Here is a 15006-nt window from a genome sequence, read left to right on the forward strand (position 1 = left end):
CGTGACCCAGCGCAGAGCCGCCTTTCTCAGGACGACAGCGTTCCGGCAGACCCTCCTGTCGGCAGCGCTGTTCGCCCTGTCCAGCTTCGTCATCCTGGGCTTCGTCTATGCAGCCTCGGCCGGCATGGTCGTGCGCCGGGCGGACGCGGTCGTGAATGACGAGGTTCAGGTCCTCAATGACCGGTTCCAGTCCGGCGGGATCGACAATATCCGCCTCTATATTCTCCAGCGCACGGTGGGCGGTGGCGATTATCTCTACCTGCTTATCCATCCGTCGGGACGGACCCTGGGTAATCTGAGTTTCCTGCCCGACGTCCAGCCGGACGAGGAGGGCAGGGTCCAGTTCACCTACAGGCGGCCTCCCGCAGGTGGCGTGGATGACGACAACGAGAAGGAAGACAGGATTGTCCGCGGCCAGATCGTGGAACTCCCGTCCGGCTATCGCCTGTTTGTCGGCCTGGATGTCGATGACGAGACGCGCCTGATCTCGCGCATGCTCAACACGATCCTGGCAGCCTCGGCCCTGGCGCTGGCGCTGGGCGTGGCAGCGGGGATATTCGTCAGCCGCCGTTTCGTGCGCCGCCTGGACAAGATCAACAATGTCGCCCGCCGGGTCCGGGCCGGTGACCTGCAGCCGCGAGCCCCCCGGAATTATACCGGCGACGAGCTCGACGAGTTGTCCGAGAATTTCAACAACATGCTCGACCGGGTCGAGGCGCTGATGCATCGCATGCGCCACACCGGCGACAGTATCGCCCACGATCTGCGCACGCCGCTGACCCGTATGCGCAACCGGCTCGACGAGGCCCTGCGCGAGGATGGCGATCTCGATGCCCGCGAACAGGCCCTCGAACGCGCTGTCGCCGATACCGACGAGCTGCTGGGCATCTTCAATGCCATCCTGTCGCTCTCGCGCCTGGAAGCCGGTGAGAGTCGGGCGTCGATCGTGCGCCTCGATCCGGCCGAGATCGCGGCAGACATGGCCGAGCTTTACGAGCCGGTCTGCGAGGATGACGGCCTGTCCTTCGCCAGCGAGATCCAGCCGGGCCTGGCGATGCTGGGCGATCGCGGTCTGCTGTCCCAGGCACTCGCCAATATTCTCGACAATGCCGTCAAATACACGCCGGCCGGCGGGGCCGTGACCCTGCGGCTGCGCGAGACGGGCGAGGGGATGATCGAGTTTTCCGTGACCGATACGGGCCCGGGTATTCCCGATGTCGATCGCGAACGCGTGGTGCAGCGCTTTGTGCGTCTGGACAATTCGCGCTCCCAACCGGGTTCCGGGCTTGGCCTGTCGCTCGTGCAGGCGATTGCCGATGTCCACAATGGCCGCTTTGAACTGAATGAAGGCCCGGGTGTCGTGGCGGACGGTCACGGGCCGGGGCTGCGCGCTTCGCTCTGCTTTCCCAAGGCGCCGCGGGAAGCCGGATAATCCGGTAACGCAAAGCAGGACTTCACCTTCAGGGCGGATCGCGCCAGTTTGCCTGTGATGACACACACGGCACCCATTCTCGATGCAGAGCGCAAGCCCCTGCCGGGCCGCAAGCCCGGACGGTGTGTCCATGTATTCGAGGCACTTCCCGAGGCCGTCCGTTCGCGCGTCGCACCCGCCCAGGCCTTTCTCGACACCGTGTTCGATGCTGCGCCCTATCTGGCGCGCCTGGCCCAGCGACGCCCGGCGACGCTGGCCGCGTGCGCGGTCGAGCCGCCGGAGAGCCTGATCGATCACGCGATCGACAATGCCCGTATCGCCGGTGAAGACGCGCCGGATACCGAGGCGCTGGACCGGGCCCTGCGCCAGGCGAAAGCCGATGCTCATCTGGTGATTGGTCTCGCAGACTTGGCCGGCATCTGGTCCGTCGAGCAGGTGACCGCGGCAATGACCCGCTTTGCCGATGCGGCCGTCGCGGGTGCCCTGGCGGGGCATGTCCGGCTGCTGGCCGGGCAGGGGCGGGCCTTTCCGCCGGAAACCGCCGACAATCCGCTGCCCGGCCTCTTCGTCCTTGCGCTGGGCAAGATGGGCACGGGCGATCTGAACTACTCTTCCGACATCGACCTGGTGGTGCTCTACGACGCCGATGCGCTGGTGTTGCCGGAGGACCAGGAACCGCGCAAGCGTCTGCCCCGCCTCGTCCAGGCCGTGGCGCGTACCCTGCAGGAAATCACGGCAGACGGCTATGTCTTCCGCGTCGACCTGCGCCTGCGGCCGGATCCGGGTGCCACACCGGTAGTGATCTCGACCGAGGCGGCGCTGAATTATTACGAGAGCCTCGGCCAGACCTGGGAACGGGCCGCCTGGATCAAGGCGCGCGCCTGTGCCGGCGATTTCGCGGCGGCTGAGGCCTTTTTGCGCTTTATGCAGCCCTTCATCTGGCGCCGCTCGCTGGACTTCGCCGCCGTCGACGATATCCGCGGCCTTGCCCGCCAGATCCAGACCGTCGGCCGCCGGGCCGAGGTGCGGCCTGCGGGGCATGACCTGAAACTGGGGCGTGGCGGCATCCGCGAGATCGAATTCTACGCCCAGATCCCGCAACTCGTTTTCGGCGGGCGAAACGAGGCGCTGCGCCTGCCTGCAACGCTGGATGCCCTGCAGGCCTTGTGCGAGGCCGATGTGATCGAGACCGATGTGGTCGAGGCCCTGACCGCCGACTATCGCCGGCTTCGCGCGTGGGAGCACCGCGTGCAGATGCGCCAGGACGAAGCCAGCCAGACCCTGCCGGAGTGCGATGAGGGCCGCGCCGCGATCGCTGCGATGGCCGGGTTTGAAGATCTTCCGGCTTTCGATGGCGCTGTGGAGGCCTGCCTGCGGCGCGTGCACGGGCATTTTTCCGACCAGTTCGAGGATGACGAACCGCTGGCATCGGAAGCCGGATCGCTGATCCTGACCGGTGTCGAACCGACGCCGGATACGCTTGCCACGCTGGAACGGCTCGGCTTTGCCGAGCCCGAAGCCGTCTGGAAACGTCTCAATGGCTGGGCCGCCGGCCGCGTGCGCGCGGTCCGCACGGCGCGGGCCCGCTCGCTCTTTGCCCGCATCGCGCCGCAGCTCGTCGACCGGATGGCCGCGACCGGGGAGCCCGATGCGGCGTTGGTCCGGTTTGCCGGCTTCTTCGAGAACCTGCCCATGGGCGTGCAGCCGCTTTCCCTCCTTTCCAACGAGCCGGGACTGGCCGCCGATCTTGTCTCGATCATCACGCTGGCGCCGCGCATGGCGACCGACCTGGCCCGCCGGCCCAACCTGCTCGACGCCATGCTCGACCGCCGTTTCACGGCACCGCTGGCCGACGATGGGCCCGATGCCTTCGGCACGTTATTGTCCGACGCGCTGGCGCGGGCCGGCGGCTATGAGGAAGCCCTGAACACGGCGCGCCGCCTGGTGCGCGAGGAACGTTTCCGGATCGGCGCCCAGGTCCTGCGGGGCACAGTCAGTGCCGAACAGGCCGGCGCGGCCTTCTCGTCGATGGCGGAAATCTCCCTGGCCGCGATGGCGCAGGCGGCGCGGGCCGAAACCGAGCGCCGTTTCGGCACGATGCCGGGCACATTCGTGGTGCTGGGCATGGGCAAGCTGGGCGGCCGCGAACTCGCCTCGGACAGCGATCTGGACATCATGATCGTCTATGAGGGCGAGGGCGATGCCCAGTCCTGGTTCGGCCGTTTCGCCCAGCGTCTGATCTCGGCGCTCTCGGCGCCGACCGAGGAAGGCGAGCTGTTCGAGGTCGACATGCAGTTGCGGCCGTCGGGCAAGGCCGGGCCGGTTGCCGTCAGTGTGGCGCGTTTCGAGACCTATTATCCCGGCGAGGCCTGGACCTGGGAGATGATGGCCCTGACCCGCGCCCGGGTCGTCACCGGTGATGCGGCCCTGTCAGACCGGGTGAGCGCGGCCATGCGCGACGCGCTGACCCAGCCGCGCGACAGCCGGGGTGTGCGCGAGGATGCGCTGGCCATGCGCAAGCGCCTTGAGGAGGCGAAACCCGCACGCGGGCCCTGGGATCTCAAGGCACGGGCGGGCGGCATCCAGGACATCGAATTCATCGCCCAGACCCTGCAGCTGGCCCATGCATCGAAGAAGGACGTGCTGCGGCCGTCGACCCGCGCCGCGCTGGCGGCGCTGGCGGATTGCGGTGTGCTGCCGGGTGAGGATGCGGAATTTCTCACCGCGTCGCTGGATCTCTATCTCGGACTGCTGCAGCTGATGAGAAGTGCGCACGGGTCCGGTTTCGATCCGTCTGCGGCGAGTGCCGGGTTTGCCGAACGCTTTGCGGGGCTGGCCAGTGTGGGCAGTCTGCCGGAACTCGAAACCGCGCTCGATGCGCGGGCGGGGCGCGTGCGGAAATGCTTCCGCCGCCATGTCGGAAAAATCTGACGACGGGTCCGCGACGGAATCTCCTGTCACCGCCGTTGAAGGGTCAGCGAGGTGATCAAGGACAAGGAAATTCTGTCATGAAACACACCAAGATGATCGTTCTGCTCGCCGGCTCGACCCTGATGCTGGCCGGTGCCGCAGCCGAGGCTGCCGGTCCCGGCGGCATGCGCGGCCATGGCGGCGGCCGCGATGGCGGACACGGCAATGCCATGATGGTGCTGCGCGCAGCCGACGCCAATGGCGACAACTCCATCACACAGGCCGAAGTTGACAGCCTGCAGGCGGAAATGTTCGCCTGGATGGACCGCAATTCCGACGGCTATCTCGACGAGGCCGACCAGTCGCCGGTCCATGCCCGCATGCGTGCCATCCGGGCTGAGGAACGCGCCGAACGGGCCGAGAATGGCGAAGGCCGCCGCTGGGGCCGCCGGGGCGATCCGGACGGCGGGCCGGGCTACATGCGTGCCGATGCCGATGAGGATGGCCGGATCTCCCGCGCCGAATTCCTGGAGCGCGAGAACCGCCTGTTCAACCGTCTCGATGCCGACGAAAACGGTGTCGTGACGCCGGCGGAGCTGGACGCTTCGCTCGAGCGCCGTCAGGATCGCCGTTTCTGGTGGCGCAACTAAGCGCCATCGCGATGTTTGACGGGCGCGGCATGGACGACGACACGGCGGCTGGAGAAAGCCTGGCTTCAAGCCGTGTTCGCGATCCGGCCGGCGAACCGGACGATGCGGACCTGATCGTTCGCGTCGGCCGCGGTGACCGGCCGGCCGCCCGCCTGCTCATGTCGCGCAACCTGCCGCGTATTCTCGGCCTGGCTCGTCGCATGCTGAATGACGAGATGGAGGCCGAGGATATCGCGCAGGAGACCTTCATACGGGTCTGGAAAGCCGCGCCGCGCTGGCAGGCCGGTTCGGCCCAGGTCTCGACCTGGATGTGCCGGATTGCCATCAATCTCTGCTATGACCGGCTGCGCCGGCGGCGCGAGGTGCTGACCGACACGCCACCCGAGCAGATCGATGGTGCGCCGGATGCCGAGACCGCGATGACCCGAGCGCAAAGCGGCGACCGGATCGCGGCTGCGATGGCGCAATTGCCCGACCGGCAACGCCAGGCACTCGAGCTCGTTCACTTCCAGGAGATGAGCAATATCGACGCGGCGGACATCATGTCGGTCTCTGTCGAGGCGATGGAATCCCTGCTGGCCCGCGGCCGGCGCAAACTGAAGGCCATTCTGACCGGGGATGCCCCGGACCTGATGGCCAGCTATACAGGGCAGCGAGATGCCCGCTACGGTGCAACGCAATGACCGAAGAACGCTTTTTCCAGATCGTGGAGGCCTACGGCGCCAATCCGGCCCGCTGGCCCGAGACTGAACGTGCGGCCGCGATGGCCTTTGCGGATGCGCATCCGGATGCCGCCGACGCCGCCTTGCAGGCCGAGGCCCTGCTGGATGACTGGCTCGGCGGACCCGACGCTCAACCGTCCGAACTGCTCGAACGCCGTATCCTGAACCGCTTTCCGGCGCCGGTCGCTGCGCCTGTGCGCTGGCAGATACCGGCTGCGGCTGCGGCGGCTCTTCTGGTGGGCGCCTTTATCGGCTTTGCCAGTGGCGCCCTGACAGTCACCGAGCCCGTGACCCCGACGCTGTACGCCGCGGCCGATGCCTATGCCGGTCTGGATGAAGACTGGATCTCCTGGCTGGGAGACGACGTTTGAAACCGTCCACACCCTGGATCGCCGCCCTTCTGGTCTCGGTTCTCGCCAATGGCGTGATGGCCGGCTTCCTTTTGCACCGGACCACGGAAGGTCCGGACTGGCGGCAGGCTGAAGATGGAGACCGTGGGCGCGGTGAGCGCCGCCATCACGATTCCCGCCGTGCAGGCTTTGACATGCGCGACATGCTGTTCGCCCTGCCTGAAGACGCCCGCGAGGAAGCGCGTCAGCGCGGGCGCGACAATATCGACGAGATCCGGGCCCTGTTCGCCCGGAGCCGAGAGGCCCGGGAGGATTTCGAAAACGCGGTGCGCGCGGAAACCTTCGATCGCGATGCCGCCGCCGATGCACTCGAACGCTTACGCGCCTCGCGCGAGACGCTGGAGCTGGGGCTGCAGGATGTCATGCTCGATCTCATGTCCGAACTCGATGCAGAGACCCGGACTGGCATGCTCGAGGCGACCCGGGAACGGGACGGCTACGGCCACCGCCGCCCTCGAGATGACCGGGGTGAAGGTCCGCAAGGGGATCGCCCGCCGCCGCCCGACGGCCCGCGTCCGGATTAGGCCGCCAGCCCGGGCACAGCGCCTTCGCTATTCGCCTGCCGCGAGCCGGGCCGTCGTGGCGCTGTCGACGAACTCGTCATCGGCATCGAAACCGTCATCCATCGCTTCGGACAACAGTGCCTCGACGCGGTTGATATCGTCATTGTCGTCGATGTCGGAATAGGCGTCGGCCTCGATCTCGGCGAGTGCGTCGAGGTCTATCGGCTGATCCTGGCTGATCGGCATCACGACATTGACCGTCGTGCCTTCACCCAGCACCGAGTCGATGGTCAGCGTACCGCCATGCAGCTCGATCAGCGACTTGGACAGCGCCAGGCCGAGGCCCGAGCCCTGGTGGCTCTTGGAGTGCTGGTTCTCGATCTGCTCGAACGGCCGGCCGAGACGGGGCAGGTCTTCCTTGGCGATACCGATGCCGGTGTCGGAGACCTGGAAGGCGACGCCTACGCCGGACAGGAAACCGCGCACCGTGACGCGTCCGCCTTCCGGCGTGAATTTCACCGCGTTCGAGATCAGGTTGATCATCACCTGCTTGAAGGCGCGCGGGTCGAGCTCCATCTCCGGCAGGTCCGAGACATCGGCGCGCAGCTGGAGGCGTTTCTCTTCGGCGCGACCGCGGACGATGCGCACGCATTGCCCGATCAGCTCGCTCGCATCGGTCGGCTCCGGCTGGAGCTGCATCTTGCCGGCTTCGATCTTCGACATGTCGAGAATGTCGTTGATCAGCTCGAGCAGGTGCTGGCCGGACGTCAGGATGTCCTTCATGTAGCCGGTGTAGCGCTCGTCACCCAACGGCCCGAACATCTCCTTGAGCATGATCTCGGAGAAGCCGTTGATGGCGTTGAGCGGCGTGCGCAGCTCGTGGCTCATATTGGCTAGGAATTCCGACTTGGAGCGGTTGGCTTCCTCGGCGCGGATCTTCTCGGCCTCGTACTTGCGTGCGAGATCGGCGATCCGGGCCTGCGAGCGCTTCACGTCCTCGACGGTCTTGCGCAGCTGGGCCTGGTTTTCGGTCAGGGCGGCTTCGTGGTGTTTGAGATCGGTGATGTCGGCACCGACGCTCACCATGCCGCCATCGGCCGTGGCGCGGTCGGAATAGTGCAGCCAGCGCCCGTCGGCGAGCTCGATCTCGTAGGCCGCCTTGTTTTCCGTGCCGCCATGAACGGTCTTGATGGCCCGCGCGGCGGCCTGCTCGACCGCGGCATAGCTCATGCCCGGCTTCAGCATGCCGTCGGAGAAATCGAAGGCGTCGCGGAATTTGCGGTTCCACAACACCAGGCGGTGGCGCGAGTCCCACAGCACGAAGCTTTCCGACATGGATTCCAGCGCTGCCCGCAGCCGGCTTTCGGCGGCGACGACGCGGGCCTGGGCGCCCTTGCGTTCGGTGATGTCGATGGCCACGCCGACGATGCGTGCCTGGTCGCTGCCGACGGCGCCGGGCAGGATGCGTCCGCGCATCTGCAGCCATACCGCGGCGTGCGCGGCGAGCACTTCCAGATCGACCTCGCCACCGGCTGGAGCCCCGCGCATGGCAGCCCGCAGGCGCTCCCGGTCGGGCTTGGAGAAGAGACGCAGGAATTCGCTGCCGCTGCATTCCAGGGCCGTCTCCATGCCGAGTATGCGCGCCAGGCTGTCGGTGACGAAGACGGTATCGGCCTCCGGATTCCAGTCCCAGACACCGCAGCGTGCGCCTTCGATGGCGACGCGGAAGCGCTGTTCATTGTCCTCGAGCTGCTGGCGGGTCGAGCGCAGGCGGCCCATCTGCGTGAAAACGAGCGCGCTGAGGCCCATCGCGACGAAGATCGGCGCGATGAACATCAGACCGTAAAAGGAGATGGTGCGGTACCAGGCGTTCTGGTTGATCCGCATCGCGCCGAGCGCGTAGACGCGCAGTTCGGTGCCGGCGATCGGCGCAACGGCGAAGGTCACGCGCTCCTCGCCGAAGCGGGCGTCCGAGGTTGCACCGCCGCCTTCGCCCGCCAGGCGGTCGACAAAGGCATCGTCCAGGCCAAAGCGCGAGGCCAGCGGCGTGCCGGCCCGAACGCTGCGCATCTGCGGGCGGATGGCCAGCATGCCGCCATTGCTGTCAGCCAGCGCGACCACGCGTTCATCGCCCCAGTCCGGCAGGACGAGATCGGTCGCGAGCCGGGCGACGAAAGCGCCGACCGTGCCGTCTGACAGCTGCACCGGTACGGCAAGCACCAGGTGCGCAGGCTGGCCGTCGACGATTTCCGCCGTCAGGCCCGACGGTGCGTCGAGCGCCTGGCCGGCCATCTCACGCAGACCGTCGCCCGGATTGGCAGCCGCGATGGTGCGGCCGTCCGGCAGCAGGATGGCGACGTCCTCGACGATGTCGGAGTCACCGATCGCCATCAGCCGTGCGCGTGCAGCCGGCACGATCTCGTCAATCGGCGTGTCGCGCAGGTCGGCGCTGGCGAAGGCGAGGGCATAGCGGGCTTCCGCGATGCGGGCGGTGACGCGTTCGGCCAGATAGCCGGCGGCATTGGCCTGCGAGCGTTCGGCCTCGGTGATCAGCGTTTCGCGTTCCTGCTGGATCTTGACCAGCAGGATGCCGCCATAGGCCAGGGTGAAGAGCAGCACCGCCATGACGATCCACAGCGCGCCGGTTCCGCGTTTCGACGCACGCACCTTCCCCGTCTCGCCCGGCGAAGGGGCGCGGGTCGCCTTGTCCGGGGACGGGCGCGTATCGAACCGCATGTGATTCATGGTCTCAAATTAGGGTGTGTCGGCCTGTGCTGTCGACACCGGGCTTGGCGTCACGAGCCGGTCTGCGCCGGCTTCGTTCCTTCTGTTTCCCCACCCTCGTCCTTGGCGGCCGCTTTCTGGCGGCTCTTGCGTCTTTCCGGCCCCTTGTAGGTCGACTTGTCCGGATCGTTCCGGCGCCGGTCGGGTCCGAAATAATGACGGTTCCGGATAAAGGGACGGGGCTCGTTGATCACCGCCGCGATCTTGGAGAACATCTCCTTCGCGGTAATCGGCTTGCAGCAGAACTCCGTCACACCGGCATCGCGGGCCGCCATGACCTTGGAGCGCTCGGAATAGGCGCTCAGCATGATGATGGGCACCAGCGGATTGGGGCTGTCATCCGCCGTGCGCACCAGGCGCACGAAGTCCAGCCCGTCCAGAATGTCCATCTGGTAGTCGGTGATGATGATGTCGATCGAGTCCGAGCGCACCATGTCGAAGGCTTCCGCCGGGTCGCGCGACTCGTAGATCTGCTTGATCCCGAACCCGTGCAGAATCGTCCGCAGGATCGTCAGCATGTAGGTGTTGTCGTCGACGATAAGCGTCCTGACGCGGCTGAAATCTGCGGCCATGGCGGCGGTCTCGTGGTTTGGCTCAAGCTGCCCGCGTTTTGTTGATTCGCGGATCCTTGAGTTCTTTTAGCGCAACAGGCTTACCGAAATAGAAACCCTGTCCGTACCGAACGCCAAGCTCGCGCATCAGTTTCGCGGACGCTTCGCTTTCGATCATTTCCGCAACGGTTTCCGTGCCCAAGGCGTTGCAAAGGTCGATCATCCCGCGCAGCAGAATGGTGTCGCGTTCGGAGCGCGAGGCGTTGCGGATATAGGAACCGTCGATCTTCACCACATCGGCCGGGAAGTCGCGCAGGTAGTGGAAGCCCGCAGCGCCGGCGCCGAAATCGTCCAGGCAGACCGCATGTCCGCGCTCGCGGATCTTGGCGATGACATTGTTGGCGGCCTTGATGTTCTTCACCGACGCCGTCTCGGTCAGCTCGAACATGAGCCGGCTGCGATCGATCTTCAGATCGGCGAGAAGCGCCAGGAATTTCTTCGCCCAGGCCATGTTGGTCAGGGACTTGCCGGACAGGTTGACGGCCAGGGCAGGGCGGTCGAAATCCTCGCGCAGGAACTGCGCCGCGATTTCGGTCATCGCATAGTCGATTTCGTGGATCAGGCCGGTGCTTTCCGCGAAGCCCACACTCTCCTCGATCGGCCGACCGCCGGGCAGGCGCAGCAGCAGCTCGTAGTGGTGCACCTTGCCGGTTTCCAGGTCGACGATGGGCTGGGCGTGCGGCTCGATCACCCGGCCGGCAATCGTCGTGCGCAGCTCGGTCATGCGTTTGCGGGTTTCGTGCATCAGGCGGTCGGCGGTTTCCTGCAGCGAGATCACGTCGAGGGCCTTGCCGCTGTCGGCAGCTTCGTTGATCGCATGCAGGAAGGCCTGAACGGCAATTTCCGGCTCCAGCTCGGGCGCATCGCAGACCGACTCGATCCGGACATCGGCCTTGCCCAGGTCAAACCCCTTGAGTGTCGCCATGACCTCGTCGCGCAGGCCTGCCAGATCGACGGATCGGGCATGGATCAGGGCGGTGCGTGCTGCGTCGATCTGCCGGGCAACGCCGTCATTGCCGATGGCCAGCGCACAGGAGGCCGCGACGGAGGTCCGCAATTGTTCGGCATTGGCCGGACCGATCAGACGCTCGATATCGTCGCCGGCCTCGATGCGCAGCACCGACATCGCCATGTCGGTGCCCACATTGCGGGCCGATGCGATAGCGCCTTCGGCACTGCGTTCGAAGGCCTGGGGATCGACATCGTCGGGCGCATGCATGGCGTTGAAGGAGATCGACCAGCGGATGCGATCGTCATCGCCCAGCGACCAGCCGCAAAGCTGGGCCTCGCGGCCGTCGATCGTGATGCGGACGGGCCCGAGCCGGTGACCGGGTTTCAGCCGGCGCACCAGCGCCTTGAGGATCGGGCGTGAGGTGCGGTCGATACGGCTTTCAAGCGGATCGCCCACACCGTCGCTATCGGCGCCGGCGGGACTGGAGCCGAGGGCCGCGACCGCGCCGGCCGTGTAGGTGATGCGGCAGGACGAATCCGTTTCGACAAGAATATCGGCCGAAGCAAAGGCGAAGGACAAAAAGCGATTGCGTTGTTCGACAAGCGACATGAGAGCGGCCCGACCCCGTTCAAGACAGAACGCTCAAATTCACAGCTAAACGTTAGAAGGCGATTAAATTTTTACCGGTCGTCTAGGCGGCCTGGCGTGACTTGCCGTTATCCTTGCTAGAAGGTTTCGTGTTGATTTCGCGAAGCGTTTTACTCGCATCGTGGCTCAGCTTGGCTAACGCGGGCGGCAGTTCGCCGTCTTCGCTGGCCAGCCGGGCAAGCTGCTCGGCAATCGCCATCAGGTGCGGGGCATTGGCGATCAGCCGGGCCTGCCCCTCGATGCGCGAGGGGTCGCGATCGTATTCCGCGGCCGGTACGCGCCAGCCGCCCCAGTCCATGCTTTCGGTGACCACGACCGGGAAGGTGCCGGGATAGGGGTGATGGCCGCATTCCTCGACGGACTGCCACTTGTTGCGGGCGCGCAGGACGCGCCAGCTCGCCGTGTCGATCTCGTCGGCCTGTTCGGCGGCAAGCTCGTCAGCCACGAAGTCGCGGCCCAGCCCGCAGTCGTAATAGACCCGCACGGGCTCCTCGACATCCTTCACCCATTGCGGCTTGACCTGTTCGACAAGCGCCCAGGTTCCTACCGGGCGGACGAATACGCGCTGATGCTTGTGATAGATTGCCTTGGCCATGAAACGCCTCCCTCGCCGTTGCAGGAAAGCAGACCGGGATTGAAATGGCGTGAAGTGAACAGATCGAATTTGAACGTTTTGCTTGCGGGTGCGCGTGACGCTGGACGGCTTTGTGCGCCGCCGTGACTTGGTTCGGCGGGCGGTCCGCGCTAAATGGCGCGCATGACTGCAGCCCGCACGCCCGACCGCCGCCTTTCCGTGGCCCCGATGATGGACTGGACCGACCGGCATTGCCGGGCGTTTCACCGTGTCCTGACGAAAGGCGCGCTGCTCTACACCGAAATGGCCGTCGACAAGGCGGTGATCCATGGCGACAGGGACAAGCTGATCGGGTTCGACCCCGCCGAACATCCTGTGGCCATCCAGCTGGGCGGTTCCGATCCGGCCGACCTGGCCAAGGCCAGCCGGATTGCCGAGGGGTTCGGCTATATCGAGATCAATCTCAATGTCGGCTGCCCGTCCGACCGCGTGCAATCGGGCCGGTTCGGGGCTTGTCTGATGCAGGAACCGGCGCTCGTCGCCGACTGCGTGAAGGCGATGCAGGATGCGGTGTCGGTACCGGTTACGGTGAAGTGCCGGATCGGCGTCGACGAGCAGGATCCCGAAGTGGCCCTGTTCGATTTCGTCGAGACGGTCGCGGCGGCCGGGGTGACGAGTTTCACCGTGCACGCCCGCAAGGCCTGGCTGAAAGGTCTGAGCCCGAAGGAAAACCGCACGGTGCCGCCGCTCGACTATGACCTGGTGCGCCGTCTCAAGGCGCAGCGTCCGGAGCTCGAGATCATCCTCAATGGCGGTCTGGAAACGCTCGACCAGGGGCTCGCGGAAACGGTGCCGCTGGACGGGATGATGCTCGGCCGCGCCGCCTACCACACGCCCTGGATCCTGGCCGAGGCCGACAGCCGGCTGTTCGGCAAGGTCGATCCGGTTGCCAGCCGTGTCGAGGCGGTCGACGCCTACCGGCCCTATCTGGAAAGCCAGCTCGGCAAGGGGACGCGACTGCACGACATGACGCGCCATATGCTGGGCCTGTTTACCGGCCAGCCCGGCGCGCGGCTGTGGCGGCGTATCCTGTCGGAAAAGGCGCCCAGGCGTGGCGCGGGGCTTGAAGTGATCGACGAGGCACTGGCGGCGGTCGTGCCGCATGACGAGGCGGCATAGCGATGCAGGATATCTGGGTTCTGGTCCTGGCGATGGCCGCCACGGGCGCGTTTGCGGGACTGATCGCGGGCATGTTCGGTATCGGCGGCGGTATCGTCATGGTGCCGGCGCTGTATTTCGCCTTCAATTCGCTGGGTTATGAAGACCCGCGGGTGATGCATGTCGCGGTCGGGACCTCGCTGGCGGTGATTGTCGCGACCTCGCTGCGCAGTGTCTCGGCCCATGCCAAGCGCGGGGCAGTGGATTTCAAGGTGCTGCGCGAATGGGCGCCCTGGATCATTGCCGGCACGCTGATCGGTACGGTGATCGCGCACTATCTCTCCGGCCGCATGCTGACCGGCATTTTCGGCGGCATGGCGATGCTGCTCTCGCTGCAATTCTTCTTCGGCCGGCCCGACTGGACGTTGCGCGAGGACATGCCCGGCGGGATCGCCCGCATCGGTCTGGGCGGTACGATCGGGGCGTTCTCGGCGTTGATGGGCATCGGTGGCGGCGTCATGGGCGTCACCCTGATGACCTTGTGCGGCAAGCCGATCCGGCAGGCTGTGGCCACGGCTGCCGGTTTCGGCGTCGCGATCGGGGCGCCCGGTGCGATCGGCTTCATCGTCAATGGCTGGGGGCATGAAGTCGTGCCCTGGTCGCTGGGCTATGTGAACGGGCCCGGCTTCGCGCTTCTGGCCAGCTGCGCCTTCTTCGTCGCGCCGCTGGGCGCCAAGCTGGCGCATGATTTGCCGGAGCGGACGCTGAAGCGTCTCTTTGCCATCGGACTGGTCGTGGTCGGCTTCATGCTGGTCCGTGAAGCGGTGATCGGCGGCTAGGGCTGCAGGCGCCGGCGGTCGAGCTTGCGATCTACGAGTGGCTCCAGCGGCGCGTGTCGTGAGAAAACGACCGGGTTCAGGGTCGTAGAATCAGCTGGTCTTCCCGGATTTCGATCGAGCTGAATTGCTCCAGGATCGACATGCCGAGAAGCGAGACATCCCCGCCTTGCAGGACAAGTGCCGGAAATTCTTCGAAATATTGACCATGGAGGTCCAGTCTGCGGAGGTCGACCGGCGCGGCAAACGTCTGGCCGGACGCTGTCGATACTGGAACCGTGAAATCTAACCTGTCCATATGCAGGCCGATCCGCTCGGCGTCGTACGGGGTAAGCATGATCCCGCTGGCGCCAGTATCGACGAGGAAACCAACTTCCGACCCGTCGATCATCACGTTGACGTAATAGTGTCCGTCTTGTTGGCGGTTGAGGATGATCGCACCCTCGCGCAACGCCGTCGCTCTGCGCGCCAGCACGGTGGGTAACTGAAGGGGGGCAATCGCCACGATCTCGATGTCATGGTTCGCCCACCACCAGTCGTCATAGTCCCGGTCGGCAACCGGTATGATCGCGAAGCTTGCCAGTACGCTGACCCAGGCGATCAGGTTGCGATGGCGGCTCTCCCGGTGAGCAAATCCGGCACCGATGAGCGCAACAAGCAAGGCAGCCACGATTACGCATGCCAGAGCGATGCGCAGGGTTGGAGGCACATGGCTCCATAGAGGCCAGCCAGCCAGGCGGAGGAAAAGGAGGGCCAGGCCCAGCAGCAGCGCCGGCGGCGCCATTCGTGCCATCAGTCCAGGAAGCCGCATCGCCT

13 protein-coding genes are annotated in these 15006 nt (G+C 66.0%); 8 read left to right on the plus strand and 5 right to left on the minus strand.

Annotated features, from left to right (window positions below; all coding sequences use genetic code 11):
- Position 1 precedes the first annotated feature (1 nt).
- The 6 genes from JJ918_RS12745 (at position 2) to JJ918_RS12770 (ending at position 6648) form a co-directional block, all read left to right on the plus strand.
- The gene (locus tag JJ918_RS12745; RefSeq protein WP_291887883.1) at positions 2–1432 is read left to right on the plus strand and encodes an ATP-binding protein; all 1431 of its coding nucleotides are present in this window, start codon (positions 2–4) and stop codon (positions 1430–1432) included.
- A gap of 57 nt (positions 1433–1489) precedes the next feature.
- Positions 1490–4363, plus strand: a complete 2874-nt coding sequence (locus JJ918_RS12750) for a bifunctional [glutamine synthetase] adenylyltransferase/[glutamine synthetase]-adenylyl-L-tyrosine phosphorylase (RefSeq protein WP_291887885.1) — start codon at positions 1490–1492, stop codon at positions 4361–4363.
- Between the two features lie 77 nt (positions 4364–4440).
- Positions 4441–4992, plus strand: coding sequence for a hypothetical protein (locus JJ918_RS12755; protein ID WP_291887887.1), 552 nt, complete (start codon positions 4441–4443; stop codon positions 4990–4992).
- A complete protein-coding gene (locus JJ918_RS12760; protein WP_291887889.1) occupies positions 4980–5675 on the plus strand; it encodes an RNA polymerase sigma factor in 696 nt (231 codons plus the stop codon). The genes JJ918_RS12755 and JJ918_RS12760 overlap by 13 nt, the downstream gene beginning before the upstream one ends.
- A complete protein-coding gene (locus tag JJ918_RS12765; protein ID WP_291887891.1) occupies positions 5672–6085 on the plus strand; it encodes a hypothetical protein in 414 nt (137 codons plus the stop codon). Before JJ918_RS12760 ends, JJ918_RS12765 begins: the two co-directional genes overlap by 4 nt.
- Positions 6082–6648: a periplasmic heavy metal sensor gene (locus tag JJ918_RS12770; protein ID WP_291887893.1), complete on the plus strand. Its 567-nt coding sequence runs from the start codon at positions 6082–6084 to the stop codon at positions 6646–6648. Before JJ918_RS12765 ends, JJ918_RS12770 begins: the two co-directional genes overlap by 4 nt.
- 27 nt (positions 6649–6675) lie before the next feature.
- Here JJ918_RS12770 and JJ918_RS12775 read toward each other — a convergent pair whose 3' ends face one another.
- The 4 genes from JJ918_RS12775 to JJ918_RS12790 form a co-directional block, all read right to left on the minus strand.
- Entirely contained in the window at positions 6676–9363 is a 2688-nt protein-coding gene (locus tag JJ918_RS12775; protein ID WP_291887895.1) for a PAS domain-containing sensor histidine kinase, read from the minus strand.
- A gap of 59 nt (positions 9364–9422) precedes the next feature.
- Positions 9423–9983, minus strand: coding sequence for a response regulator (locus JJ918_RS12780; protein ID WP_291887898.1), 561 nt, complete (start codon positions 9981–9983; stop codon positions 9423–9425).
- Positions 9984–10005: 22 nt separating this feature from the next.
- The gene (locus JJ918_RS12785; protein ID WP_291887901.1) at positions 10006–11583 is read right to left on the minus strand and encodes an EAL domain-containing protein; all 1578 of its coding nucleotides are present in this window, start codon (positions 11581–11583) and stop codon (positions 10006–10008) included.
- An 82-nt stretch (positions 11584–11665) separates the two neighbouring features.
- On the minus strand, positions 11666–12217 hold the full coding sequence (locus JJ918_RS12790) for a hypothetical protein (protein WP_291887903.1): 552 nt from the start codon (positions 12215–12217) through the stop codon (positions 11666–11668).
- 162 nt (positions 12218–12379) lie between these two features.
- On the opposite strand from JJ918_RS12790, the gene dusA reads away from it, so the two are divergent.
- Positions 12380–13375 (plus strand): tRNA dihydrouridine(20/20a) synthase DusA, encoded by a 996-nt coding sequence (gene dusA, locus JJ918_RS12795; RefSeq protein WP_291887906.1) that lies wholly within the window; start codon positions 12380–12382, stop codon positions 13373–13375.
- Between the two features lie 2 nt (positions 13376–13377).
- Entirely contained in the window at positions 13378–14193 is an 816-nt protein-coding gene (locus JJ918_RS12800; protein ID WP_291887908.1) for a sulfite exporter TauE/SafE family protein, read from the plus strand.
- A 76-nt stretch (positions 14194–14269) separates the two neighbouring features.
- Here JJ918_RS12800 and JJ918_RS12805 read toward each other — a convergent pair whose 3' ends face one another.
- Positions 14270–14974, minus strand: a complete 705-nt coding sequence (locus JJ918_RS12805) for a TIGR02281 family clan AA aspartic protease (RefSeq protein WP_291887910.1) — start codon at positions 14972–14974, stop codon at positions 14270–14272.
- Between the last annotated feature and the right edge of the window lie 32 nt (positions 14975–15006).

The organism is Maricaulis sp., from assembly GCF_017642925.1.
In the GTDB taxonomy this organism is placed as follows: domain Bacteria; phylum Pseudomonadota; class Alphaproteobacteria; order Caulobacterales; family Maricaulaceae; genus Maricaulis.